Origin of the sequence: Maribacter arenosus (assembly GCF_014610845.1) — a bacterium.
Classification (GTDB): Bacteria; Bacteroidota; Bacteroidia; order Flavobacteriales; family Flavobacteriaceae; genus Maribacter_A; species Maribacter_A arenosus.
On record NZ_JABTCG010000004.1, the window covers coordinates 204,491 to 228,570 of the forward strand.

Below are 24,080 nucleotides of genomic sequence, written 5' to 3' on the forward strand. Positions count from 1 at the left end.
TTTTTTTGCGAAAGAAGTAATCCATTTGCATCACTAGGATTCCAGACCTTACTGGAATGATGGAAAAAAATATGAAAGCACCTTATTATGCTGTTATTTTCACGAATCAAAGAACCGAGGAAGACCATGGATATTCTGAAATGGCCCGAAAAATGGAAGACTTGGCACGACAACAACCTGGGTTCGTGGATTTTGAAAGAGCAAGGGGAGAAATAGGTATCTCGGTCAGTTATTGGAAAAGCCTGCAAGACATTGCCGATTGGAAGGCAAATACCGACCGCTTATTCGCCCAGGAAAAAGGGAAATCAGAATGGTATGCATGGTATAAGGTGAGAATTTGTTTTGTAGAAAGGGAATATGGGTTCAGTAAATGAAAATCCCCAATCAAAAAGGGAGCGCATTCTTTTGAAAATAAAACTATGGGGCAAATCCCACCCCATAACCCTATTTGTTCTCTTGGGATTACTGATAGCCTATTACTTCTGTTTGCCTAAACATCTTTTCGTAGCACCCACTGCTACGGTTGTTGAAAGTAGAAACGGGAGACTATTGGGCGCTATTATCGCCGATGATGGACAATGGCGATTTCCTCTGGTTGATAGTGTGCCTAAAAAGTTCAAGACCTGTATTATACAGTTTGAGGATGCTTACTTTCAAAAACATCCGGGTTTTAATCCTGTTTCGATGATCAAGGCCATAGGCACCAATATTAAGGCTGGTAAATCGGTTCGTGGGGGAAGTACACTGACCCAACAGGTGATTCGACTATCCCGAAAAGGAAAAAGACGTACTTATTGGGAAAAGGCCATCGAATTATTATTGGCCACACGACTAGAACTTCGCCATTCCAAAGCGGAAATTCTAAAATATTATGCAAGTTATGCCCCGTTCGGGGGCAATGTGGTAGGTCTTGATGTCGCGGCTTGGCGTTATTTTGGGTTGCAACCGTATCAGTTATCCTGGGCCGAATCAGCTACCTTAGCTGTACTGCCTAATGCGCCAAGTCTTATATATCCTGGGAAGAACCAGGAAAAGTTACTTCAAAAACGGAATCGTTTATTACTTAAGTTATTCCAAAAGGGTATTTTGGATCGTACGACCTATGAATTGGCACTATTGGAAAAATTACCTCAAAAACCGTATCGTCTACCACAATTGGCACCTCATGCAGTTCAGTTTTTGGCTAAGGAGCAAAAAGGGAAGCGAATAACCTCGACCATTGATGAAAATTTGCAGGCCAATGTGAATTCCATATTGAAGAAGCATTATACGGATCTAAAACAAAATCAAGTCTATAATGCTGCCGTATTGGTATTGGATGTAAAGACTAGAGCGGTTTTGGCTTATGTGGGTAATACGCCAACAGATCGGAACCATCAGAAGGATGTGGATATGGTACAGGCGAATCGAAGTACAGGAAGTATCCTAAAACCATTACTTTATACCGCTATGTTGGATGCTGGTGAATTACTGCCAGAAATGTTGGTGCCCGATGTGCCGACTCAAATCGCCGGATACACTCCGGAAAATTTCAATGAGGACTATACTGGGGCTATCGAAGCAAATAAGGCATTGGCCCGTTCCCTAAATATACCCGCAGTAAGGTTATTACAGGAATATGGATTGGAGAAATTCCGTAATCAATTAAATGCCTTTCAACTTGAGGGCATCGATAAACCCGCCGATCATTATGGGTTGACCCTTATTCTTGGTGGAGCCGAAAGCAGTCTTTGGGATCTTTCTAAAACCTATGCATCCATGGCATCGACTATCAATCATTTCAATACCACTTCCAGCGAGTATTTTAAGCAAGAATTTACAAATCCGATCGTGATTAAGGATAAGTTGGTCGATTTTGGAATAAAATCCATTGAAAAAACCATTTTTGATGCGGGGAGTATCTATCTCACTTTCGAAGCCATGAAAGATGTAAACCGTCCGGAAGGCAATGAATCTTGGGAGTTCTTTGACAGCAGTAAGGAAATAGCCTGGAAAACCGGGACAAGCTTCGGAAATAAGGACGCTTGGGCCATCGGTACAACAAAAGACCATGTGGTTGGTATATGGGTGGGTAATGCCGATGGGGAAGGTCGACCCAATGTAACCGGATTATCGAGTGCCGCCCCTATACTTTTTGATGTATTCGATGTATTACCACGATCGAAATGGTTCACTAAACCCTTGGATGAATTCGCTGCCATGGAAGTTTGCCAAATCAGTGGGTTTTTGGCAACGGATCGTTGTCCCACAAAAACCATTAGTGTTCCCAAAAAGAACAATTATGTAAAGGCATGTGCATATCATAGGACTATTCTTTTGGATCCACAGAGGCAGTTCAGGGTCAATTCATCATGTGCCGATTTATCCCAAGCCCATACCGAATCTTGGTTTGTACTGCCACCATTGATGGAATTCTATTATAAAAAGAACCATGCAACGTATAAAACCTTACCCTCTTTTAAAGCGAATTGCAAAAATCCGTTAGAACCTTCCTTGGAGTTTATCTATCCTAAAAATGGCAACCGGATTGGTCTAACCAAGAATTTTGCGGGCAACTATAATGAATTGATACTTAAATTGGCCCATATTGAACCTCGCACCCCGGTCTATTGGTACTTAGATGATAGGTACTTGGGTCAAACCTCCAATTTTCATGAAATGGGGATTTTGCCTTCACTAGGCCAACATCGAATAACCGCAGTAGACGCCGTAGGTAACGAGGCAAATATTACGATACAGGTAGAATAGGAAAGTGTTTTGATTTCGAAAGGGTAAAGGCTATCTTTAATATCTAATCCCAATAATAGGCATGTCGAAGCAATATATAATTTCCCTAGATCAAGGCACTACAAGTTCTAGAGCCCTATTGGTTGATCAAGATGGCGTCATAGTGCATATGGTGCAACAAGAATTCCAACAGATTTTCCCTAAGCCAGGTTGGGTAGAGCATGATCCTAAAGAAATTCTGGAATCCCAGTTGAGTGTCATGCACCAATTGGTGGAAGAATCAAAAATAAATATCGATTCTATTAAGGGTATTGGTATTACCAATCAACGTGAAACAACCCTGGTGTGGGATAAAAATACTGGAGTACCGGTTTATAATGCCATCGTTTGGCAAGATAGGCGTACGGCGAATACCTGTGAAGATCTAAAGCGCAAAGGCTTGGTCGATTACGTAAAAATGACGACGGGCTTGGTTATAGATTCCTATTTCTCAGGGACCAAGGTAAAATGGATTTTGGATAACGTGGAAGGTGCGAGGAATAAAGCCGAGAAAGGAGATCTTATAATGGGAACGGTCGATACTTGGTTGGTATGGAATATGACCAGAGGCCAGAATCATGTAACCGATTATACCAATGCTTCAAGAACTATGATGTACGATATCGTGAATCTTAAATGGGATGATCGATTATTAAAAACACTGGGTGTGCCAAAACAAATGTTGCCCACGGTTCAACCATCGGCCTATCATTTTGGGGATTATGAATTAAATGGAAAGACTATTCCGATCGCCGGTATTGCCGGCGATCAACAAGCAGCACTTTTCGGCCAGGGTTGTTTTAAAAAAGGGACAGCAAAGAATACCTATGGTACGGGTTGTTTTATGTTGATGAACACGGGCGAAAACCCCCAGTTTTCGGATAATGGTCTCTTAACAACGATTGCTTACGGATTGAACGGAAAGGTGAATTATGCCTTTGAAGGAAGCATTTTCATAGCCGGGGCCGCGATACAATGGTTACGTGACGGACTCGGACTAATTAAGGAGGCCAAAGAAACCGAAGCCCTAGCGAACTCAATTGAAGAGGATAGCTCTGTTGTGGTTGTTCCTGCCTTCGCGGGATTGGGGGCACCTTATTGGGATATGTATGCCCGGGGTGCTATTTTTGGACTGACCCGCGATACAGGAAAGGCCCATTTGGCCAAAGCGACCCTAGAATCACTGGCCTACCAAACCAAAGATATCCTGGACGCCATGGAAGAGGATTCCGGGGTGGAACTTCAGAACTTAAAAGTTGATGGAGGTGCCTGTGCGAACAACTATTTAATGCAGTTTCAGGCCGATATTTTGGGAACAGAGGTCCATCGCCCTACAGTAATCGAGTCTACGGCCATGGGTGCCGCATTTTTGGCTGGTATTCAAGTGGGAATATGGACACAGCAAGATATTAATCAAAATAGACCCATGGACCGAATTTTTAAACCGACATTCGATCGTATTAAACGAAAGCATTTATATGACCGGTGGCAAAAAGCAGTTGATCGGACCAAAGGATGGGAAGATAAACTACCTGATTAATAGGATGTTGTTAAAAGATGCATGAAATATGATCTGCGTCATGGTTCTAACCTCGCGTATAGAATTCCTAGATCAAAGAATATAATAAGGTATGATAAAAAATATTCGGTTCTCAAATCTTGAAAGAACCAAAATCATTAAGGAATTATCCGAAGAGCACTATGATCTTGTGGTCATCGGTGGAGGAATTACAGGTGGGGGTATAATTTTGGATGCCGCTTCAAGAGGATTAAAGGTAGCAATGGTTGAAAAAGGGGATTTCGCCTCGGGCACCAGTAGCAAGTCGACCAAACTGATCCATGGGGGATTACGGTATTTAAAGCAATTTGATTTTTGGTTGGTCAAAGAAGTAGGTTCGGAACGTGCCATTGTTCATAATTTGGCGCCCCATTTGGTGCTACCTGAAAAAATGCTCCTACCCCTAATTGAAAATGGTTCGTATGGCAAATGGTTAACATCGATTGGACTAAAGGTCTATGATGTTTTGGCACAGGTAACGGGGGATGATAAACGCAAAATGCTGGAGAAGAAGGAAGCGTTGAAATTGGAACCACTTTTACCAAAAAAGATTTTGAATGGTGCTGGGTATTATGCAGAGTATAGAACCGATGATGCCCGGTTGACCATTGAAATTATTAAAACGAGTTTGAAATTCGGAGCAAAAGCATTGAATTATGCCGAGGTCACAGATTTTAGCTATGATAAGGAAAAAGTTGCCGGGGTTATTGTAAAAGATGTAGTCTCTGGAACCGAATTCAAAATAAAATCGAAATACGTAATCAGTGCGACAGGGCCTTGGGTCGATGATCTTCGAAGTTTGAACAATTCCAAAAAAGGCAAGCGCTTGCATTTGACCAAGGGGGTACATTTGGTGTTCCCCTATGAAAAATTACCGGTAAAGCAATCCGTTTATTTTGATATTCCAGATGGTCGTATGATGTTCGCAATCCCAAGGGGCAAAGTGACCTATATAGGAACCACCGATACAAATTACCTGAACGATAAAGACCATGTTGAAACCGATCTCGCCGATGCCATTTATTTGATATCGGCCGTCAACAATATGTTTCCGAGCATCAACTTGGAAATGGATGATATTGTATCTTCCTGGGCGGGACTACGCCCATTGATCCATGAAGAAGGAAAGTCTGCCTCGGAACTATCAAGAAAGGATGAAATTTTTGTTTCAGACTCAGGTCTAATAAGTATCGCAGGGGGCAAGCTTACAGGGTATCGAAAAATGGCCGAACGGGTCGTAAACCGAATTGCCAAGAAAATGGAGGAGGATTATGACCAAGAGGTAGGGGAATGTACTACAGCTGAAATTCCCCTATGTGGCAATGGTTTTAAAAATGCCAAACACGTTAACAAGTACATTGGCGAGATTTACGGGCGTATCAAAGGTGATGGTTTTAAAAGGTATAATGCTTGGTTCCTGGTGACTAATTATGGTATTCAGACCGAAACCATTCTAGGGTACTATTCGAAACAGAAAGGGGATACAAACGAAATACGGTTGGCATTGGCCGAACTTCATTTCGGTATCGAATTTGAAATGGTTCAAAACCCTATGGATTTCTTCATTCGGCGTACAGGCCGTCTTTATTTTGATATAGAAAGTGTCCGTCAACTTATGGAGCCTGTTTTATTGGTGTTTAAGAAGGTCTATGCCATTAATGATTCCCAAATCGCAGCTTGGAGAGATGGGTTGCATGCCGAAATTGAAGCACATTCGAATTTTTCTTTGGATAGGGGTTGAATGGTTTGGGTTGAAATCCTGCAAGGGTCTACAAGACCTTGTAGGTCTATGAGGTATGACTAATCTATCTTGTTTGTCAATGCAGCAAAAGTATGTTTGGCATTTTTACCTAAATATAGCACATCGTAAACGGCATCGATTATAGGTGTACGAACCTTGCTTTTAAAATTCGTTTTTAGTTCATAGGCGCTTTTGGTGGCATAATACCCTTCGGCCACCATGCTCATTTCCATCATGGCACTTTTTACGGTATACCCTTTCCCGATCATATTTCCGAACATACGGTTCCGGCTGAAAGTGGAATATCCCGTTACCAATAAGTCCCCTAGATAAGCGGAATTATTGATGTTCCGTTTCATTTTGTGAACTCGTTTTATATAGCGCTTCATCTCGCGAATGCTATTGCTCATCAGTACACTTTGAAAATTATCGCCATAACCCAAGCCATGGTATATACCTGCGGCAATGGCGTAAATATTCTTCAACATGGCCGCATATTCCGTTCCAATGATATCATCGGAAATTTTGGTTTTGATGTAGTCGCTTTTTAAGGAATTTGCGACTTTTACGGCATTCGTTTTGTCGGCACATGCAATGGTTAGATAAGAAAGTCGTTCTAAGGCAACTTCTTCTGCATGACAAGGCCCCGTAATGACTCCTATGTTCTCAAAAGGTATATTGTAGATCTCATGAAAATGCTCACCAACGATCAGCCCTGTTTCGGGAACGATACCTTTTATTGCAGAAAAAATGATTTTACCCTCTAAGGAAACGGTCAATTTTTTCAGTTCAGATTCTAGAAATACAGAGGGGATGGCAAAGATGAGAATAGTATTGTTTTTTACGGCCTCATCAATATCAGCGGTAAGGACCAATTGAGAGGTATCGAATTCAACCGAACTTAGGTAATTGGGATTGTGTCTTTGCTTTCGTATATGGGCAATCGCATCCTCGTTTCGCATATACCAGGTAATCTTCTGCAGGTTTTCGGTTAGCATTTTAACAATGGCCGTTGCCCAACTTCCTCCACCCAATACCGCAAAACGTAGTTCCTTGTCCATTCGGAAAATTAATTCACATCAAATGTAAATAAAAATACCATAACACATTAATAGCTGATATACAGGCAATTATAAATCATGGCATGGTGCTTGTTTTGTTTCTACCGAATCGAAAGCATTGAATTATGAAAGCAACAAAACTACTCCTTGGATTTTTACTTATAGGTCTATTGATGACTTCATGTTATACCGAAGTGATTCTTGATGATGAATTTATAGAGGAATCAGGTTTTAATACGGCCCAAGTATTACAATCCTTTGATCTTTGGTATATAGACATACAAGCGACCAAAGGAAATGGTGAGGTGCCTTTCTTGGAGCGGGCTTTCACAATTTCATTTGAGAACGGTAGGGTCTATGCGAACAATAATATGGTGGGTTTGGGTAAAACGGGAAATGGATATGGTATAGATGTAGGGTATTTTGATGTTTTCCCTGGAGCGATCGAAATAGATCATGATGTGGACGGTCGTTGGCTTTTAGATGTATTTGCGGTCAATGGAAATACCTTGGAATTGTACGATTCCAATTCAAACACCTCTTATTTCCTAAAAGGGTTTCAATTAAACCGGTTCGATTTTGATATGGTCTTTTATGATAACATACATTATTTCTTGCAGGAGTATGATGCATGGGAGAAAACCTATACCAGTGAACAAGGGGCATTGAATGATTTTGATGATGAGAATTTCCTCCAATTTATTTCAGGTGGAGATGGCGACTTTTTTAGATCATCAATCGATCCCATAGGAACATCGGTAAATTACCTACAATGGGATTTTGAAGGGGATTATACGGTCTATGATGTAGAAAACGATGAAACGCTCAAAACTTTAACATTGGCGTATGATTTTATGGGCAATGATTACTTTGAACTATACGTTATTAATGATAGTACCATTGAGTTGTATCACCCTAGTAGTGAAACGATCTATGAGTTTAAAGGAAGGGGATACCAGCAGTACTTGAAATCGGGCAAGGGCTCGGTCTCTAAAAAGAGAAGAAAGACTTCTAACCCTGTAATGCAGGTAAAACGAAGTAAAAAATAATAATACAAAACTGAGGTACGCTTTATTACCTGAGGTGGCGTAAACACAGTTGAAAAGTATTTTTTTGGTTGGTTATTTAGTTAGGAACCGCCCTACCAGCTAAGAGTGGGGCGGTTTTTTATTACGGCCAGGTACAATTACTTTCTTTTTATTTTAAAATGATCCAGTTTTATGTCATCGAGCCCTTTGTCATCAAATGGGTATTCTAAATGATCCTGTATGTTGTAAAGGGAAATAAGTATAAATTCCGTAAGAATTACAACAAAATATACAGCTGCATGATTATAATTTTGTCCAATGTTGAAAATTATTGTGGGGGTATACATAAAAGGGAAAATATAGATAAACACCTTACAATAGGCTTTAAGGCTCAAAGGGGTCCTATGCACGTGAATAGCGTGAAGATTGTCAATGGCTTCATGTAGATCATTCAGGTACTTGAAAACCCGATCTTTCAATTTTGTGGAAATCATTCCGTTCTTCGAAAGAATAAAATCATAAACCTTTTCTATTTCATCATCCAAATCCTTAATTTCCTCATTCTGATTTTTAAGACGTTCCATGGTTTTATTCCCCACATCCTCAAGGATAATTTCCAACTTATTTTTTTCTTCCAACGTTAAATTACTGGTGGTAGTAAAATAATAAAGGGTTTTCATGGCACTCCTAAATTGGCTTAGGTGTTCAAGGGCTTTTTCCCTTCTTCTGAATGAACCTCTAATGGTAAAAACCAGTGGGAATATTATAGCTATACTTAATAAGGTGAGATCAACATTGAAAAATATTTGGTACCGATAACATACAAAAACCGATAATCCCGATATAAGGATCACCACTAATGTTCTATAATTTAATGTGGTCAGGTAGAGCTTAATAACTAGATTTTTAATACATTACATTATAAAGTTAACCGAATATGGGTAATAATCAAATAAATAGCAATCTCCTTATTTTATATTTTTTGTGCACCTTATCCTGTTTTTCCCAGGAAAAGAATGTAAATAAGAAAATTGGTAAGGTATCTAAGCTATTCTCGAGCGATACCATTGTTCATATTAAAATGAATTATGCCAACAAGGTTATCAGGAAAAGCACAAATGACAGTACATATTTAAATCTTGATTTAAACTATCAAGTTGAAGGTGATACATGGAAAAACCTCCCTGTTAGAGTACGTGCCCGAGGGAATAACAGGTTAAAGAACTGCTATTTTGCCCCTTTAAAAATTAAATTGAAAAAAGAAGATACCAAAGAAAGTTTATTTAAAGGGAATAAGGAACTGAAACTGGTATTGCCTTGTCTTACCGAAAAGGCTGGAGACGATTATTTGTTAAAGGAATTACTGGCCTATAAGTTATATGAGCTAGTTTCCCCGTACCATTTTAAAACTAGGCTTTTGAATATTACGCTTTCGGAACCAAAAGGTAAGAATATCAGAGAGCATAACATGAAAGGTTTTTTTATAGAAGACATCAAGAAAGTGGCCAATCGACATGGAGGGAATGTCTTAAAAAGAAATGTGCACCCAATGCAACAGGACGCAATTTGTTCTGTTCAAAATGCATTTTTTCAGTTTATGATTGGGAATACCGACTTTTCAACGGCCTATCAACATAATGAAAAGTTATTGTTTGTGAATAATACTTCCATTCCAGTGCCCTATGATTTTGATATGTCTGGATTATGCGACACGAGCTATTCAGTAGTCTCGCAGGTTGGCAACGATGTTTTGCCGATTACCGAAGTAACCCAAAGAATGTATAGGGGGTTCAAAAGGGACAACGAAGTGATGTTCGAGGTAAGAAATCAGTTTTTAGAGAATAAATCAAAAATGTTGGCACTTATTGAGGCTTTTAAGGGTCATTTTGAGAACCCAAAGGAATACGCACGCTGTACGACATATATTAATGATTTTTTCGATGTACTTGCCAATGATTCAAAATTTGAAATAGAAATTTTAAATCGGGCTAGAACGAAGTAAATCTTCAGATTGGGTAAAGATTTAATCAAATAATTCACTTAAAGGCTTCCCTTGAACAGCACTTGGCAGTTGTAGGTTCAAGAACATTGCTAGGCTCGGGGTAATGTCTATCGGATTTACACTTCGAACCGACTCTCCCTTTGGAATTCCTGATCCCATCCACAATAAGGGAACATGTGTATCATAACTATATCCTGAACCATGCACGGTACCTTTTACCCTTTCAACCACCATTTGTGGATCTGGGTTTAGAATGGTCCCGGAGTTATAGGAAATCAAGACATCGCCCGACCTCTTGGGATGATATCCATTTTGTATGGTTTTTCTTAAGCCTTCTTCATAGGTTTTGGTTTGAAGTTCATGTGCGGTAAGGGCCAAGTACACCCCTTTCTGGGTCATTAAAAAATCAGCTACTTCCTGCTGTATAACTGGTAAGACTAATTTTTTTTCATCTACTGTATTCTTATTAAGGTAAACTTGGTCCCCGTCAAAATTATCGATCCAAGAACCTGCACCATATTTTGCTTCCAAAAATGACTTTAGTTGATTGTTATACTCTACTATCCTTGCAATATCACCATCAAGTTTGTTATCCCTTAGATAGGAAACCACAGGTATCGCGGCATGGTCAGAAGTTAAAAAGAGCAAATAATCATCTTTTCCTACCTTAGAATCTAGGGTAGCAAAAAGTTCCCCCAGGTTTTTGTCCAAACGCAGATAAATATCTTCCATTTCAACCGATTGTGGCCCAAAAGTGTGCCCGATTACGTCGGTAATTGAATAGCTCACATTCAATATGTCAGGATATTCATCCATACCTAATTCTTCGTTTTCAATCGCGGCAATGGCAAACTCGGTCAATAAAGAGTTACCTCCCGGAGATACCAAAAGCAATTGATATTCCAATCCACTTTTTACATATTTTTCACGCATGGTTTTAAAGTCGTACGGAAAGGTAGGGCTCGACTTGCCCCCTAGGGAAGGCTCATATTTATTGTTATCAGGAGAGCTGGCTGTGTACGTAGAAAGAGGATATAAGGTGTTCCAGGAATGGTTGAGATAAATGTTGGATTTTCCTAATTCATTAAACTTGGAAACCCATTTAGGTACTTTTTTCATGTAGAAAGAACTACTTACAAAATAGCCAGGACTGGATTCCCAATCGAACCAATAAGCTGCATTTGCAGACTTTCCTCCTGGGAGTATAGCAGCTCTGTCCTTTATGGAAACACTGATTACTTTTGATTTAAATTTACTCCTTAGCCTTAACTCGTCCGTTATTGTGGTGGCTGCTAAATTTTTGGGAGAGGTGCCGTTTGGATTCTCATTTATTGACCCAACTATTTTTTCATTGGAATCGATTACATTGCCCACATAATTCCCTAAATCCCGGTCATACCAACTATTGCCGATAATGCCATGATATGCAGGAGTGGTCCCCGTGTAAATTGAAGCATGTCCAGGGGCAGTTTCCGATGGAATATAATTGACATTTGCGTTTTTAAAATTGAATCCATCCCTTATCAGTCTTTTAAATCCGGTCTCGCCATATCTGTCGTGATATTTATACAATTGGTCAAAACCCATTTGGTCGATAATCACCCCAACAACCAACTTGGGCTTATTCGAATCTTGGGCCAAACCTTGATAGGAATATCCGATAATAAAAAGAAGCAAAAAAATATAGAAATTACGCATTACGATTTTTATTAAGTATCAATATTTGTTAGTAGCCTAGCCTGAAAAAAAAACTTTCGTTTAATAAGATTACCCTCCAAGTTAAAAATTAGCATCGAAAAGAACCCTTCTTTTCGGCCATTATTTTATTGGGAACGTTTCATCCCCTCATGTTTGGATTTTGGTACGAATAATTTCATATCAAATTTGGCGTCAATTTCTTTTTAAATTCAGAAGGATTTTCATTTGTAATCTTTTTGAAGGTCCTATTAAAATAGGACAAACTTTCGAATCCACATTCATAACAGGTCTCACTGATGTTCTTGCCAGTCAACAACAGTCTTTTGGCCTGACTGATGCGATATTGGTTCAGGAATCCGATAAAAGTACTACCCGTAGCTTTTTTAAAGTAACGACAAAATGCGGGTTTGGTCAAGTTGCATAGGTATGCCACCTCATCGACCGTAATCTTTTCTTGATATCGCTCATCGATCAAAGCATATATCTTACGAATACGGTCTTGTTCTTTTTTACTGTATTTGTTGACAAAGGGCTTTTTATGAAGTAATTTAAAGTCCTTGCTATGCGAAAGCCTTTTCAGGATATGGATGACCTGCATAAAAAAATCAAACGGCGGAAGGGTATGCAGGGTTTTTAAAAGTTGGCCCACCTCGGTTTTCGTTGTCCCGGAGAAGGCGATTCCGTATTTGGAGAGTTCCAACAGGTGTTCCAAGGATTGTAGTTCGGGCGTTTTCTGAATAATATCCGTTCTAAAGAATGGTTTGATATGCAATACCTCTTTCTGGTACAAAGTATGTACACCATAATCAAAATTTAGATGCGGAATATTCGAACCAATGAGCACAAGATCGCTGTTCGTATAATTGGAGATATGGTCGCCCACATGCCGGGTGGCACTAGCTCCTTCTATGTAGACCAATTCAATCTCAGGATGGAAATGCCAATAAAAAAGATGGTTCAACTTAGGGTCATGCAAAAGTCTAAATGGACTTTTGGATTGTTGGTCGAAGGTTTCAAGTTGAATTTTCATTGCCTTTGGGAATACAAAATTATCCCAATATGGATTAAAAAACTACAAATATATCAATAAAGTTCAAATTAATATCAATATTAAGGTAGAGCCGTACGGTTTGGATGTATAGTTTTATAATCTAGTTTTCATCATTATATCCAGTTGTACTGGGTACATCGATAATTTATTTTTTATTAAGCATCCGAAATCAAAGATTCATGAACACCATTTTAAAAGACTTTAGGGAATGAAAAATACAAACACAAAGTTGGAGATGGCCAATAAGGCGCATGAGGATATTCCTGGCAATCCGTCAACGGCCACCAGTAGTAAAGTAAAATTGAATGACCGTTCCAATGGGAAGCCGTTAAAGGTCTTGAGTGAAGATGATTGGAAGTTCTGGGGGCATAATGGGTATATCGTCATAAAGAATGCTGTTGCAAAAGACCAAGCACAAAAAACAGCTGATTTTTTATGGGAATTTGAGGAAAAAGACCCCAATGATCCCGAGACCTGGTATGCACCCCCAAGGGCAGAAATGAAAATGAAGGAGTTAACGGGAACGGGAATGGTTGAGGTCTATAATCACCAACATCTATGGAACAATCGTCAAATGCAGCGCGTTTATGAGGCCTTTTCAGATGTCTGGGGTACAGATAAATTGTGGGTAACCATTGACCGTGCCAATCTGAATTTTCCGAACAGACCGGGTCATGAGCAAAAAGGATTTATTCATTGGGATTATGATCCAGAGACCAGACCACAGAATGTTCAAGGGGTTTTGGCCCTTGCGGATCAGACCGATGAAAACATGGGTGGGTTTCAGTGTATTCCTTGGTTGTATAGAAATTATGATTCTTGGAAATTGACCCAACCCGACGACCGAGATCGTTTTCAACCCGATATTACCGGTCTCGAGGATAAAATCGTAAAGGTAAAATTGGAAGCTGGGGATTTGTTGATATTCAACAGTACCGAACCCCATGGAATTCGGCCCAACAAATCGAAGGATAAAGTGCGCATTGCCCAGTACATTTCCATGATGCCTGCTGAAGAAGATAATAAGGCCTTAAAGAATTGGCGTATTAATTCCTGGAAGAACAGAATAGCTCCTGAAGGCTATGCTTTTCCTGGAGATCCTAGAAATTGGGAACAAGAGAAATATGAAACCGCCAAATTATCGCCCCTCGGTGAGAAATTATTGGGTTTAAAGCCGTGGTAAGTTGCCAATTCCCTAATAATTAGGCGTTTTAAGATCATACCAACTTAAAAACAGTATTTTTGCGCCCTTAAAATCCTAGGGCGTGAAGAAGTATTTAAATATTTTCGATTTTAAACAGAAGGTAGATTATAAAACCGAGATTTTATCAGGTCTTACTGTTGCTTTGGCATTAGTGCCAGAAGCCATCGCATTTGCCTTGATTCCAGGCTTTTCACCCTTGACTGGGTTATATGCTGCCTTTGTACTGGCATTGATCACTTCTATTTTTGGGGGTAGGCCAGGAATGATATCCGGTGCCACAGGGGCCGTTGCCGTGATTTTTGTGGGATTGATATTGCAGCTTAAGACTACCTTCCCCGGAATTGAACCGGAAACCATTTTGCATTATGTATTTGCCACGGTAATCTTAGCCGGACTTTTACAAATAATCGCAGGAGTTTTGCGTTTGGGTAAATTCATTCGATTGGTACCGCATCCCGTGATGTTCGGATTTGTAAACGGATTGGCCATTATCATTTTTATGGCCCAGTTTCCCAATTTTTACCAAAAGGGAACCGATGAACTTTTGACAGGTGCTTCCATGTATACTATGCTCGGACTTACTTTGCTGACCATGCTGATCATTTGGGGATTTCCAAAACTGACGAAGGCCATTCCGTCTTCCTTATTGGCCATTGTAGTCGTTTCGGCAATCGTTATCGGTTTTGGGGTTGATACGCTTACCGTAGCGGATACTATGAAAGAAGGACAAACCATTCAAGGGGGCTTTCCACCACTGTCAATTCCTGAAATACCCTTTACATGGGAAAACCTGAAAATCATCTTTCCGTTTGCATTGATCGTAGCTGTGGTAGGTTTAACAGAAAGCTTACTTACCTTGAATATAATAGATGAAATCACCGACACTCGGGGTAGTGGTAACAAGGAATGTGTAGCCCAAGGAACGGCCAATATTCTTTCCGGATTCTTATCAGGAATGGGAGGCTGCGCCATGATAGGCCAGAGTTTGATAAACACTTCTTCAGGAGCCCGTGCGCGGCTGTCTGGAATAACTGCCGCGGTTATGCTTTTAGTGTTCATCATGTTTGGAAGTAGCTTGATCGAACAATTGCCTATGGCAGCTTTGGTAGGCTTAATGTTCATGGTGGCGATAGGGACTTTTGAATGGGCGAGTTTTAAAACCTTTAGGAAAATGCCGAACTCCGATGTTATCGTCATGGTCTTGGTTACCTTGATTACTGCTATTACCCATAATTTGGCCATCGCCGTGCTGTTCGGGGTCATTATCTCCGCCTTGGCCTATTCTTGGGAGAACGCAAAGCGGATTCGGGCCAGAAAATATATCGATGAAGATGGGGTAAAGCATTATGAAATATTCGGACCCTTGTTCTTTGGTTCTACAACCTTATTCAATGAAAAGTTCGATGTGCAAGGTGATCCGGATGAAGTCATCATCGATTTTCAAGAAAGCCGTGTAGCCGATATGTCGGGTATAGAAGCCTTGAACAAACTTACCGAGCGCTACGCCAAAGCCGGTAAAAAAGTGCATTTAAAACATTTAAGTAAAGACTGTATTCGACTCTTAAAGAATGCCGATGATATTATCGATGTGAACGTGTTGGAAGATCCTACCTATAAGGTTGTGGTTGATGAGCTTTAAAAGCATCTGCCTATATCAGCATGGATGATAAGATTGAAGCTATATCAAGGGTATCCTATTTATTTATTGATTCTTTCAATACTGGATTCAATGCTTATTTTTCCTGATATTCCCATCGGGCCCATCCATTTTTCATTGGCCTTCGCACTTGAATTTACCAAATAGTACGTTCCTTTGGCTAAGGTTACCTTTTCACTGGTTTCTGCTTTGCATATTGAGCCAAACTGACAGGTGATTTTAATAAAGCTTTTCAAATCACCATCACTTGACCTGATCTCACTGGTTAAATCTACAGACAAATCATCCCGTGTAGGTTCTAGTTTATATTGTATTTTCTGCACCCCTCCTTTAGATACCCATAGGTTATGATTTATGGTCTGTGTCTTATGCAATACGAGATTACCTGATTCCCTTTTGCAATATTCAAAGATCTCTCCTTCTTTATCGATACATGCCCCCGGAGAATTATGCAGGTATAACAGTTGTTTTGTCTCATAATTTACGGTGACCGAATCTAAAGGTTCTGTTGTAATTTCGAGGTTTACATGGGTTTCTTCATTTGAGGTATCGATTGGCTCATAGGATGATTCATCGTTCCAGCCCGTGGTAAGTATTTGTTTTATTTCCTCATCAATCACAAGATTTTCTCCTTTTAATGATTCAATAAAGCCATTCATGGCCTTTATGGCCATTTCCTGTGTAATTTTTTTATTGGGCCCGAACAAATCTGCGATACTCAGTGCCAGTTGTTTCCATTCCTCACTAGGGCGGATTGCTGCTAAATCCCGAAAGCGTTCACTATTTTCGGAAACTCGTTTCCATGGCCAAAAAATCCACCCATTGACATGATATTGGGGGCTTTCATACAATGCCACTTCTTCTTTTATCCATTTAGCGTTATGTGCCCCAAACTCGCCATTCCAAAGGGGAACGTTATGAGCTTTTGCAATATTGGCCAGTTTGAGCAAATTGGCCTGATCGGTATCATTTGTGAAAAAGTTATAAGAATGAAAACTGTATACCTGGTTGGCATCCAAGGGCGAAGTGTACATACTGAAATCACTTGAAAATTGACTTCCTTCAAGGATGATCATATGTAAGGGATCAACTTTACGTATTTCTTGTATGATACGACGATGTAAATCTACCAGGTTCTCTCCTTTTGGTGGATCCGGTTCATTGATCAGGTCATAGCCGGCAATGATTTTTCGGTTCGCATAGCGTTTTGCAATGGCTCCCCAAATTTCTACGGTTCTTTGCTGATACTTAGGGGTATGCCATACGTTTATAAGTTCGGGATCAGAAACAAATGCACCTTGCCCACCGGGCACTGAATGAAAATCCAGTACCACATAGACCTTGTGTCGTTCGCACCAATCAAGTAAATTATCTATGTATTTCCATCCTCTTGCAGAATAGTTCCCCAAAGGATTTTCATCTTCCAAGATGGTATGGTTAAAGGGTACACGCACGACATTAAGCCCTAATTCGGCAATCATTTCTATGTCTTTTTCGGTGATGAAATTATCATAAACGGCCGTACGGAACTTTTCGGCATTGGCTTTTCCCGCCATTTCTTCCAAACGACTTGCAATCTTGGTTTCAGAAGTCAATCCAGCTCCCCAAAGGGGACCGTTCCACATTAACCAACCTTCCAACAATACACCTCGCAATTTAATCGGTTTGTTGTTGCCGTCAACGATTTGAAGACCCTTGGTATGGACCATGGAATTGTGTGTTGGTGCTGCAATTGGTGTTTGGGTTTGGCTTTCACCTGCTGGTTTAGGGGTTACACATCCGCCCATAGAAATGAAGGTAAAAATCACAAGTGCTACCGTATTTGCGATTCTTCTTTGGAAAGGGAGTAAACTCATGGCTGTTTATTTTTGTATAATAGCTATTTATGGGGTCCTAATCGTGTTTATTGATCAAAACAGAATTTTTTATACCTATTAAGTGGTTTGGTAATGAAGACGATTACTATAAGGTTTTGTAACATGATATTTATAAAAACTTAATTTTCAGGAGTTTATTATTTGTGGTTAAAAATAATACTTGTTTTGAACCAAGGAGCCAACTTGAAGATCTAACAAATATGGTTAAGGCAACAAGTTTTGATGGGTGTAAATGGATTTAGGAATCGATTTGTCGCTTCACTATCAAATGAAAGTCAGGACATACCCTAGAAATGCACCCCCCATTACAATAAAAGCACTGTTCAGTTTTTTGAAATAGAAAACGATTATCAAACTTACAACAGCGATTAGGATGGTGCGCCAATCGGTCAAAGTGTCTTTCCCCATCACTATACAAACAGCAATGATTAAGGCAACGGCCGCCACATTTACGGCGTCTAAAAGCGCACCTATCATTTGTGACTTGCGCATTTTGGGGAATAACGGGTTCAATATCAGAACGAACAGAAACGATGGGAGAAATATACCTATAGTTGCTGCCAATGCCCCGGTTACCCCATTCATTTGCCAGCCAATAAAAGTTGCCGTAGATAAAACAGGCCCTGGGGTCATCTGACCTACGGCTACGGCATCGATCAAGGCTTGTCGTGTTAACCAACCATTAGCCACCAATTCCGAATCCAAAAACGCAAATAATACATAACCGCTTCCATAAAGAATTGCCCCTACTTTTAAAAAGGTCAGGAATATTTTTAGAGTACCAATTTTTAGTGGGTCACTGGCCTGTAGAATTATTAGAGGTAAAATACTATGAATGGTTTTGACCCTCTTCTTAATCAAATAGAGTATCAATCCTAGTATACCACAACCGAAAAGTGCAATGATCTCATTTAATCCCCATAAACAGGCCACTAAGGTGCTGACCCCTAATAGGGCCATTTCATTACTTTTCACCGCTTTTTTACCAAGTCGATAGGCAGCCATGATAATGATGGAGATTACGGCGGGTTTTATTCCATAAATAAAGGGATCTACTTCGGGCAATTGCCCATATTTTACATACAACCACGCAAAGACGGAGGTGATGACCACGGCGGGGAATATAAAGCTGAAACCTGCTATAAAAAGTCCTTTCCACCCTCCGCGCTCATATCCGCAATGCATGGTCATTTCGGTAGAATTAGGACCTGGAATTAAATTGGTAGCCCCGATGAGGTCCAAAAAATGGGCTTGGGTCATCCATTTTCTTTTGGTGACGACCTCGTCTTCCATCATGGCAATATGGGCCGCTGGACCACCAAAAGAAATACAGCCCAACTTAAAGAAGAGTTTTGCTATTTCTAATTGCTCATTGTTGCGCGACATGGTATATCGTATTCATTTTATGCTATAGACGACAGGGATTGGCGCAAATTTACGCAGATTATAGTTTGTCTTTTGAGGAAGGTTTCCCTTTGCCAGATTCGGTTTTATTTTATTTTTTTAATACTATCAGCGTATAAATAGATCATAAGTTCCTCTTGACCTGTTAGCTCCCAAAAGCGCAATTGAAATTGAATAAGTGTCTGCTCCAAATTATTCAAATTATGCGTTTCTGTTTCGAAATAAAAGTTCAATAATTCGCTAATGGTTTTATCGATGATTAAGTCTTGTAAGGAATAAACCTGAGTCAGAATTTCAGTAGTTTCGAAATCGAATTCTGCCACTATTCCAGTCGATTTAGCAGATTCCCATGCTGTTTTTGTAAGCGTATTGTCAATAAGACCTTCTTGATTGGTTAATATTCCTAGATCAAAAATTTTATTTTTTAGCAACTCACTTTTAATACTGTCATTATCTCCGTTATTTATCGACACTAATTTATCCCTGATAATGACGTGTTTCGTTTTCCAATCCTGAATGATCAATGCGTTTCTATTCAATTCCTTTTTAATACTTTCTATTGCAACTTCTTTTTTTTGCAGCGTTTTGTAATCATCAAATAGTTTATTGATAAGGAGCGCAAATAAAACGCTAAATACAATAAGAAAACCTTCAGCTAAGTATTTTTTAAAAGTCTTATTTTTCATGAAATTCGAAATTTACCCATGGGTCTGGCATTGGTCGGTTGCCTTAATTCTCGCAAAGCATAGTCCAGCCGAAATTAAAGTTAGCTTTTTACACCGAATTTCCGTTTAAAAAATCGGATGTAACGGATTTTTGGTTCTGTTGTAGCGTGGTATTTTTTATCCAATTCTTCCGTTTATCACTTTAATTTCTAACAAGTCGACCTCCAATCCGTATATAAATTTAGGCAGGTCAGCCCAATTATCCTTCACTGTTTTGAGTCCTTATTTAAAGCAACGATTAACATGTCCGTATCCAAAATAAGGAAATCCCAAACAACTTATACAAGAGGTAAACCGAATATTGTCTTTTTTCAATTAATAACACAATCAATCTCAGAATTACTTATTAATGTTCTGTTACATGCTTATTCCTTTCAAAAAATACCGTAATCCCAGTTAAAAATATTGAATCACAGCGATGGAATACTTCGTTTTATAAATTTATAGTGTTCGCAGATATTCTACAATCGCCCTAGCATCTTCCTCGCTCAGATTTTGGTTGAGCATTACCGCATTATTATATTCTTTCAACAGGGCTTTGGCTATTGGATCTTCCTTGAGCATGCCATCAGGATTCAAAATCATATTCATTACCCATTCTGGACTTCTGCGATCGTAAACTCCTTTCAAGGCTGGCCCGATCATACGTTGTTCCGCTATATGTCAAGCAACACAAATGGTCCAAAAGGTCTTTTCCCCTTGGGCGGCCATTTCAGCGTCTATTTCAGCACCAAAATCAACAGAGGTAATTGGTCCTACGCCTTTGTTGTTCAGGTCAATGGGAACTTCTTCGGCCATTGTTTCTGCCTTGACCTCCTTTTTTGTGCGGTTCATTTCAAAACCACTTTTCTTTTCCTCTTTTTTTTCGCCACAACCAAGATTAAGTCCGGCGATGGTTAAAAAAGCAACTATTTTTTTCATGTTTTTAATTTTTAAGCCCTTAGGATAATGAATGGAATCTTTAAGGTTTATACCCCATCAAAAAACTTTAAAGCCCTCTTTTCGGTATAGGTGGTATTATTTCTTCCATAAAAACCTACATGTCCGCCGGAGTTGGGCACTTCCAAAAAGACTGAACTGTTTTCCTCGGCTTCCTTGTAAGGATAACATTCTGGACCTAAAAATGAATCGTTTTTGGCATTCATAATGAGCGCAGGAATCGTGATATGGGGTAAGAACTGTAATGAACTGCACTTTTCGTAATAGTCCAAGGCATCTTTAAAACCATGTGCTCGGCTGGTATAGATATCATCAAAGTCTTTCAATGTTTTTACCTTGTCGATATCGGCATCCGATATTTTTGTAGGAAACAATTGTTGTTTCTCTTTCATTTTGGCTTTTAAATGATTTTTGAAACGTTTGGCATATAAATAGTTCTTGGGTTGCAAGAGCTGTTTTAAGGAACTATACAAGCTACAGGGAACGGAGACAGTTACAACCCCTCTGATTTCTTTGGGAACAGTTCGTTCCTCGCCTAGATATTTTAGGGCGAGATTACCGCCCAAACTGAAACCTTTCAAAAAGATTTCATCATATTTTCGCGTATTCAGAATATGTAGCAGAATAGCTTCCAGATCTTCCGTTGCGCCTGAATGATAGGAACGATAAAAAGCATTGGGCTCGCCACTACAGCTTCTAAAATTCACGGCACAAGCATCATAGCCATAAGCATTGGACAGTTTTGCACTTCCGGTGATATAGGGCCTTTGGGCATTACCTTCCAGTCCATGCAAAAGAATGATGACTTTACGGGTTTGTTGGGGTGTATAACTCCAATCCAAATCCAGAAAATCCCCATCGGGCAGTGAAATTCTTTCCCGTTCTTGGGTTAGGCCCGATACGGTTCGTACCAAACCCGCATAAAGGGTCGAAAAATGCCCATTCTTAAATGGGATTGGGGGATTATAATTCGATGCTAGAATTGGCATTTTTGTTCCATGAAAAATTCAAAAAAAACTATTTGGGAAAAATGTTCAACACCTTGATTTGCTCCTCTATGGCCGATTTGAATTCCGATTTTAACGAATTTACCAATTCTGAAACAGGCAATACATTTTCGATGGTCGCAACCCCTTGTCCCGCAGACCAAATGGTCTTCCAGGCCTTGGCTTCGGTATCCAGTTCTTTGCCGAAATCAACCTTCCTATCTTTTTTCAGATCTTCCTCGGTGATACCAGCAGCTTTAAGACTGGCCCCCAAGAAATTTGCATGTACTCCTGAAATGGCAGCTGTATAGACCACATCGCTGGCACCGGCTTCCATGATCATTTTTTTATAGGCATCGGTAGCCTTGCTTTCTTGGACATTAATGAATCGCGTTCCCATATAGGCCAGATCTGCCCCCATTTGAAGGGCCGATGCGATATCCCTTCCAGTACTTATACAACCCGATAGAATAATGGTCTTGTCATAGAATTTCTTTATTTCGGCTACCAGAGTCATCGGATTTATAGTCCCTGCATGACCACCTGCCCCGGCGGCTACCAATATGAGTCCGTCTACTCCGGCTCCAGCTGCCTTTTGGGCATGTCTTTTTTTAATCACATCGTGAAAAACAAGACCCCCATAACTGTGAATAGCATCAACTACTTGTGAAACGGCACCTAGGGAGGTAATGATCAGGGGTACCTTATGTTTTACACATAATTTTATATCGGCTTCAAGCCGTGGATTAGTGGGGTGCACGATGAGGTTTACTCCGAATGGGGCGGCCTTTTTCCCTGTCTCGCTCTCGAACTTGGTTAGGGCGGTTTTAATTTCAATGAGCCATTCCTCAAACCCATCACTGGTGCGTTGGTTCAAGGCAGGAAAAGTGCCCACAATTCCGTTTTTACAACACTCAATCACCAATTGGGGACCAGAGATAAGGAACATAGGGGCAGCTATTACGGGTAAGGAAAGGTCATTTATAAATGGTGCTTTTTGCGACATAGTATATTTTTTAAGTTCAAGGATAGGATATCAATCCATAAAACTACAGTGTATTCCTGGGATACGCAATTGATCCATAAGGAACTCTTAAAGTTCAATAGAGGGCTTTAAATTATAACTATATTGTAAGGAACCTACACGAAATCGAAAAAATTAATTCTATGCAAAAAAGAAGAACCTTTATAAAACAGACTGGGATATTACTTGCGGGTATCGGTTTATGGCCACATTACGCCTTTAAGAAAAGGCCATTAAAGGAAAAGTTAGGGGTTTGTTTGGTTGGACTTGGAAATTATAGCACTAACCTTTTAGCCCCGGCCCTACAACTGACGCAGTACTGCGAACTCAGGGGAATAGTTACGGGGACCCCTTCAAAAATTCCAATATGGCAAAAAAGATATGGTATTCCGGACAAAAACGTCTACAATTACCAGAATATGGATCGTATGGCCGACAATCCCGATATTGATATAATTTATATTGTTCTTCCGACAGGACTTCATGCGCTGTATGCCATTAAAGCGGCTAATACGGGCAAACACGTATGGTGTGAAAAGCCTATGGCAAAATCGGCCAAGGAATGCCAGGCGATCATTGATGCCTGCATCCAAAACAATGTTACCCTTTCAATTGGGTATCGCATGCAACATGAACCCAATACTAAAAAGATCATCGAATGGTCCAAGACACTACCTTACGGGAAAATAAAGAAGGTAAAGGCCCATGTAGGGTTTAAAATCACTAATCCTGGAAATACTTGGCGAATGGATAAGGAATTGGGGGGTGGACTTTTATACGATGTCGGCGTCTACTGCATAAATGCGTTACGATATACCTTCGGGGAAGAACCCATTGCCGTAATGGGCAAGCATGAAAACACCAGGCCCGAAGTTTATAAAGAAGTCCCTGAAACCAGTATCTTCGAATTCGATTTTCCAAATGGAAGTATAGGGGATGGCAAAACAACGGCAACGCAAAGTGTGAACCTTTTACACGCCGATTGTGAGAAAGGATGGTATGAGCTTGAGCCTTTTCAAGCATATAATGGGGTGCAGGGAAGATCATCCGATGGGACCTTATTAAACACTTATATTGAAAACCAACAAGCCCGACAAATGGATGACGATGCCCTGGCGATAATGGAAAACCGCCCTATGATGGTCCCCGGTGAAGAGGGAATGAAAGATATCGTTTTGTTGGAAGCCATCAATGAATCTGCAGAAACCGGTAAAAAAGTAATGTTATCCTAAAAGACTGTTTAGAATTCTACCTAATTTTTTTCGGTATCCAGATCATAATGATTTAGGTTGAAGTATTTCATTGATTCCCCTCTTTGTTTATCGGAATTGGTATTTTTGCCGAACTAAATTTTGTAAG

General features: G+C 39.9%; 18 protein-coding genes and 1 pseudogene. 9 read left to right on the forward strand and 10 right to left on the reverse strand.

All coding sequences use genetic code 11. The features are described 5' to 3' along the window. Positions 1-56: 56 nt before the first annotated feature. The 4 genes from HPE63_RS11840 (at position 57) to HPE63_RS11855 (ending at position 6,065) form a co-directional block, all read left to right on the forward strand. Positions 57-374 carry an antibiotic biosynthesis monooxygenase family protein gene (locus tag HPE63_RS11840; protein ID WP_223198137.1) on the forward strand — a complete coding sequence of 106 codons (318 nt, stop codon included), beginning with the start codon at positions 57-59 and terminating at the stop codon, positions 372-374. Then, positions 358-2,748 (forward strand): penicillin-binding protein 1C, encoded by a 2,391-nt coding sequence (gene pbpC, locus HPE63_RS11845; RefSeq protein ID WP_188314486.1) that lies wholly within the window; start codon positions 358-360, stop codon positions 2,746-2,748. Before HPE63_RS11840 ends, pbpC begins: the two co-directional genes overlap by 17 nt. 61 nt (positions 2,749-2,809) lie before the next feature. Beyond that, positions 2,810-4,306: a glycerol kinase GlpK gene (gene glpK, locus HPE63_RS11850; protein WP_188314487.1), complete on the forward strand. Its 1,497-nt coding sequence runs from the start codon at positions 2,810-2,812 to the stop codon at positions 4,304-4,306. A 91-nt stretch (positions 4,307-4,397) separates the two neighbouring features. Further along, entirely contained in the window at positions 4,398-6,065 is a 1,668-nt protein-coding gene (locus HPE63_RS11855; RefSeq protein WP_188314488.1) for a glycerol-3-phosphate dehydrogenase/oxidase, read from the forward strand. Between the two features lie 59 nt (positions 6,066-6,124). Here HPE63_RS11855 and HPE63_RS11860 read toward each other — a convergent pair whose 3' ends face one another. Continuing rightward, positions 6,125-7,126: an NAD(P)H-dependent glycerol-3-phosphate dehydrogenase gene (locus HPE63_RS11860; RefSeq protein ID WP_188314489.1), complete on the reverse strand. Its 1,002-nt coding sequence runs from the start codon at positions 7,124-7,126 to the stop codon at positions 6,125-6,127. A gap of 125 nt (positions 7,127-7,251) precedes the next feature. On the opposite strand from HPE63_RS11860, the gene HPE63_RS11865 reads away from it, so the two are divergent. Further along, positions 7,252-8,175 carry a nicotinic acid mononucleotide adenyltransferase gene (locus tag HPE63_RS11865; protein ID WP_188314490.1) on the forward strand — a complete coding sequence of 308 codons (924 nt, stop codon included), beginning with the start codon at positions 7,252-7,254 and terminating at the stop codon, positions 8,173-8,175. A 137-nt stretch (positions 8,176-8,312) separates the two neighbouring features. Here HPE63_RS11865 and HPE63_RS11870 read toward each other — a convergent pair whose 3' ends face one another. Then, positions 8,313-8,834: a hypothetical protein gene (locus HPE63_RS11870; RefSeq protein WP_223198138.1), complete on the reverse strand. Its 522-nt coding sequence runs from the start codon at positions 8,832-8,834 to the stop codon at positions 8,313-8,315. A gap of 257 nt (positions 8,835-9,091) precedes the next feature. Here HPE63_RS11870 and HPE63_RS11875 point away from each other — a divergent pair, with 257 nt between their 5' ends. After that, positions 9,092-10,156 (forward strand): hypothetical protein, encoded by a 1,065-nt coding sequence (locus HPE63_RS11875; RefSeq protein ID WP_188314492.1) that lies wholly within the window; start codon positions 9,092-9,094, stop codon positions 10,154-10,156. A gap of 21 nt (positions 10,157-10,177) precedes the next feature. Here the strand turns inward: HPE63_RS11875 and pafA are convergent, their stop codons facing one another. Continuing rightward, positions 10,178-11,854, reverse strand: coding sequence for an alkaline phosphatase PafA (pafA, locus tag HPE63_RS11880; RefSeq protein ID WP_188314493.1), 1,677 nt, complete (start codon positions 11,852-11,854; stop codon positions 10,178-10,180). Between the two features lie 175 nt (positions 11,855-12,029). Then, complete coding sequence (locus tag HPE63_RS11885; protein WP_188314494.1) at positions 12,030-12,884, reverse strand: helix-turn-helix domain-containing protein; 855 nt, start codon at positions 12,882-12,884, stop codon at positions 12,030-12,032. A 229-nt stretch (positions 12,885-13,113) separates the two neighbouring features. On the opposite strand from HPE63_RS11885, the gene HPE63_RS11890 reads away from it, so the two are divergent. Both HPE63_RS11890 and HPE63_RS11895 read left to right on the forward strand, forming a co-directional pair. Then, on the forward strand, positions 13,114-14,088 hold the full coding sequence (locus HPE63_RS11890; protein ID WP_188314495.1) for a phytanoyl-CoA dioxygenase family protein: 975 nt from the start codon (positions 13,114-13,116) through the stop codon (positions 14,086-14,088). An 82-nt stretch (positions 14,089-14,170) separates the two neighbouring features. Further along, a complete protein-coding gene (locus HPE63_RS11895; protein ID WP_188314496.1) occupies positions 14,171-15,748 on the forward strand; it encodes a SulP family inorganic anion transporter in 1,578 nt (525 codons plus the stop codon). A gap of 59 nt (positions 15,749-15,807) precedes the next feature. Here HPE63_RS11895 and HPE63_RS11900 read toward each other — a convergent pair whose 3' ends face one another. The 6 genes and pseudogenes from HPE63_RS11900 to HPE63_RS11925 all read right to left on the reverse strand — a co-directional run bounded on the left by HPE63_RS11900 (position 15,808) and on the right by HPE63_RS11925 (position 22,703). After that, the gene (locus HPE63_RS11900; RefSeq protein WP_188314497.1) at positions 15,808-17,622 is read right to left on the reverse strand and encodes a glycoside hydrolase family 5 protein; all 1,815 of its coding nucleotides are present in this window, start codon (positions 17,620-17,622) and stop codon (positions 15,808-15,810) included. Positions 17,623-17,907: 285 nt separating this feature from the next. Next, entirely contained in the window at positions 17,908-19,029 is a 1,122-nt protein-coding gene (gene chrA / locus HPE63_RS11905) for a chromate efflux transporter (RefSeq protein WP_188314498.1), read from the reverse strand. 104 nt (positions 19,030-19,133) lie between these two features. Next, positions 19,134-19,733: a hypothetical protein gene (locus HPE63_RS11910; RefSeq protein ID WP_188314499.1), complete on the reverse strand. Its 600-nt coding sequence runs from the start codon at positions 19,731-19,733 to the stop codon at positions 19,134-19,136. A gap of 480 nt (positions 19,734-20,213) precedes the next feature. Next, positions 20,214-20,693, reverse strand: a pseudogene (locus HPE63_RS11915) (c-type cytochrome). A 47-nt stretch (positions 20,694-20,740) separates the two neighbouring features. After that, positions 20,741-21,700 (reverse strand): YheT family hydrolase, encoded by a 960-nt coding sequence (locus HPE63_RS11920; RefSeq protein ID WP_188314500.1) that lies wholly within the window; start codon positions 21,698-21,700, stop codon positions 20,741-20,743. A gap of 28 nt (positions 21,701-21,728) precedes the next feature. Then, the gene (locus HPE63_RS11925; RefSeq protein WP_188314501.1) at positions 21,729-22,703 is read right to left on the reverse strand and encodes an NAD(P)H-dependent flavin oxidoreductase; all 975 of its coding nucleotides are present in this window, start codon (positions 22,701-22,703) and stop codon (positions 21,729-21,731) included. Positions 22,704-22,864: 161 nt separating this feature from the next. Here HPE63_RS11925 and HPE63_RS11930 point away from each other — a divergent pair, with 161 nt between their 5' ends. Continuing rightward, entirely contained in the window at positions 22,865-23,953 is a 1,089-nt protein-coding gene (locus HPE63_RS11930) for a Gfo/Idh/MocA family protein (protein ID WP_188314502.1), read from the forward strand. Positions 23,954-24,080 lie beyond the last annotated feature (127 nt).

Bases quoted from the DNA above. Each gene is read 5' to 3' on its own strand.
- HPE63_RS11840 (WP_223198137.1), top strand. From the start codon at position 57: ATGATGGAAAAAAATATGAAAGCACCTTATTATGCTGTTATTTTCACG.
- pbpC (WP_188314486.1), top strand. From the start codon at position 358: ATGGGTTCAGTAAATGAAAATCCCCAATCAAAAAGGGAGCGCATTCTT.
- glpK (WP_188314487.1), top strand. From the start codon at position 2,810: ATGTCGAAGCAATATATAATTTCCCTAGATCAAGGCACTACAAGTTCT.
- HPE63_RS11855 (WP_188314488.1), top strand. From the start codon at position 4,398: ATGATAAAAAATATTCGGTTCTCAAATCTTGAAAGAACCAAAATCATT.
- HPE63_RS11860 (WP_188314489.1), bottom strand. From the start codon at position 7,126: ATGGACAAGGAACTACGTTTTGCGGTATTGGGTGGAGGAAGTTGGGCA.
- HPE63_RS11865 (WP_188314490.1), top strand. From the start codon at position 7,252: ATGAAAGCAACAAAACTACTCCTTGGATTTTTACTTATAGGTCTATTG.
- HPE63_RS11870 (WP_223198138.1), bottom strand. From the start codon at position 8,834: ATGAAAACCCTTTATTATTTTACTACCACCAGTAATTTAACGTTGGAA.
- HPE63_RS11875 (WP_188314492.1), top strand. From the start codon at position 9,092: ATGGGTAATAATCAAATAAATAGCAATCTCCTTATTTTATATTTTTTG.
- pafA (WP_188314493.1), bottom strand. From the start codon at position 11,854: ATGCGTAATTTCTATATTTTTTTGCTTCTTTTTATTATCGGATATTCC.
- HPE63_RS11885 (WP_188314494.1), bottom strand. From the start codon at position 12,884: ATGAAAATTCAACTTGAAACCTTCGACCAACAATCCAAAAGTCCATTT.
- HPE63_RS11890 (WP_188314495.1), top strand. From the start codon at position 13,114: ATGAAAAATACAAACACAAAGTTGGAGATGGCCAATAAGGCGCATGAG.
- HPE63_RS11900 (WP_188314497.1), bottom strand. From the start codon at position 17,622: ATGAGTTTACTCCCTTTCCAAAGAAGAATCGCAAATACGGTAGCACTT.
- chrA (WP_188314498.1), bottom strand. From the start codon at position 19,029: ATGTCGCGCAACAATGAGCAATTAGAAATAGCAAAACTCTTCTTTAAG.
- HPE63_RS11910 (WP_188314499.1), bottom strand. From the start codon at position 19,733: ATGAAAAATAAGACTTTTAAAAAATACTTAGCTGAAGGTTTTCTTATT.
- HPE63_RS11920 (WP_188314500.1), bottom strand. From the start codon at position 21,700: ATGCCAATTCTAGCATCGAATTATAATCCCCCAATCCCATTTAAGAAT.
- HPE63_RS11925 (WP_188314501.1), bottom strand. From the start codon at position 22,703: ATGTCGCAAAAAGCACCATTTATAAATGACCTTTCCTTACCCGTAATA.
- HPE63_RS11930 (WP_188314502.1), top strand. From the start codon at position 22,865: ATGCAAAAAAGAAGAACCTTTATAAAACAGACTGGGATATTACTTGCG.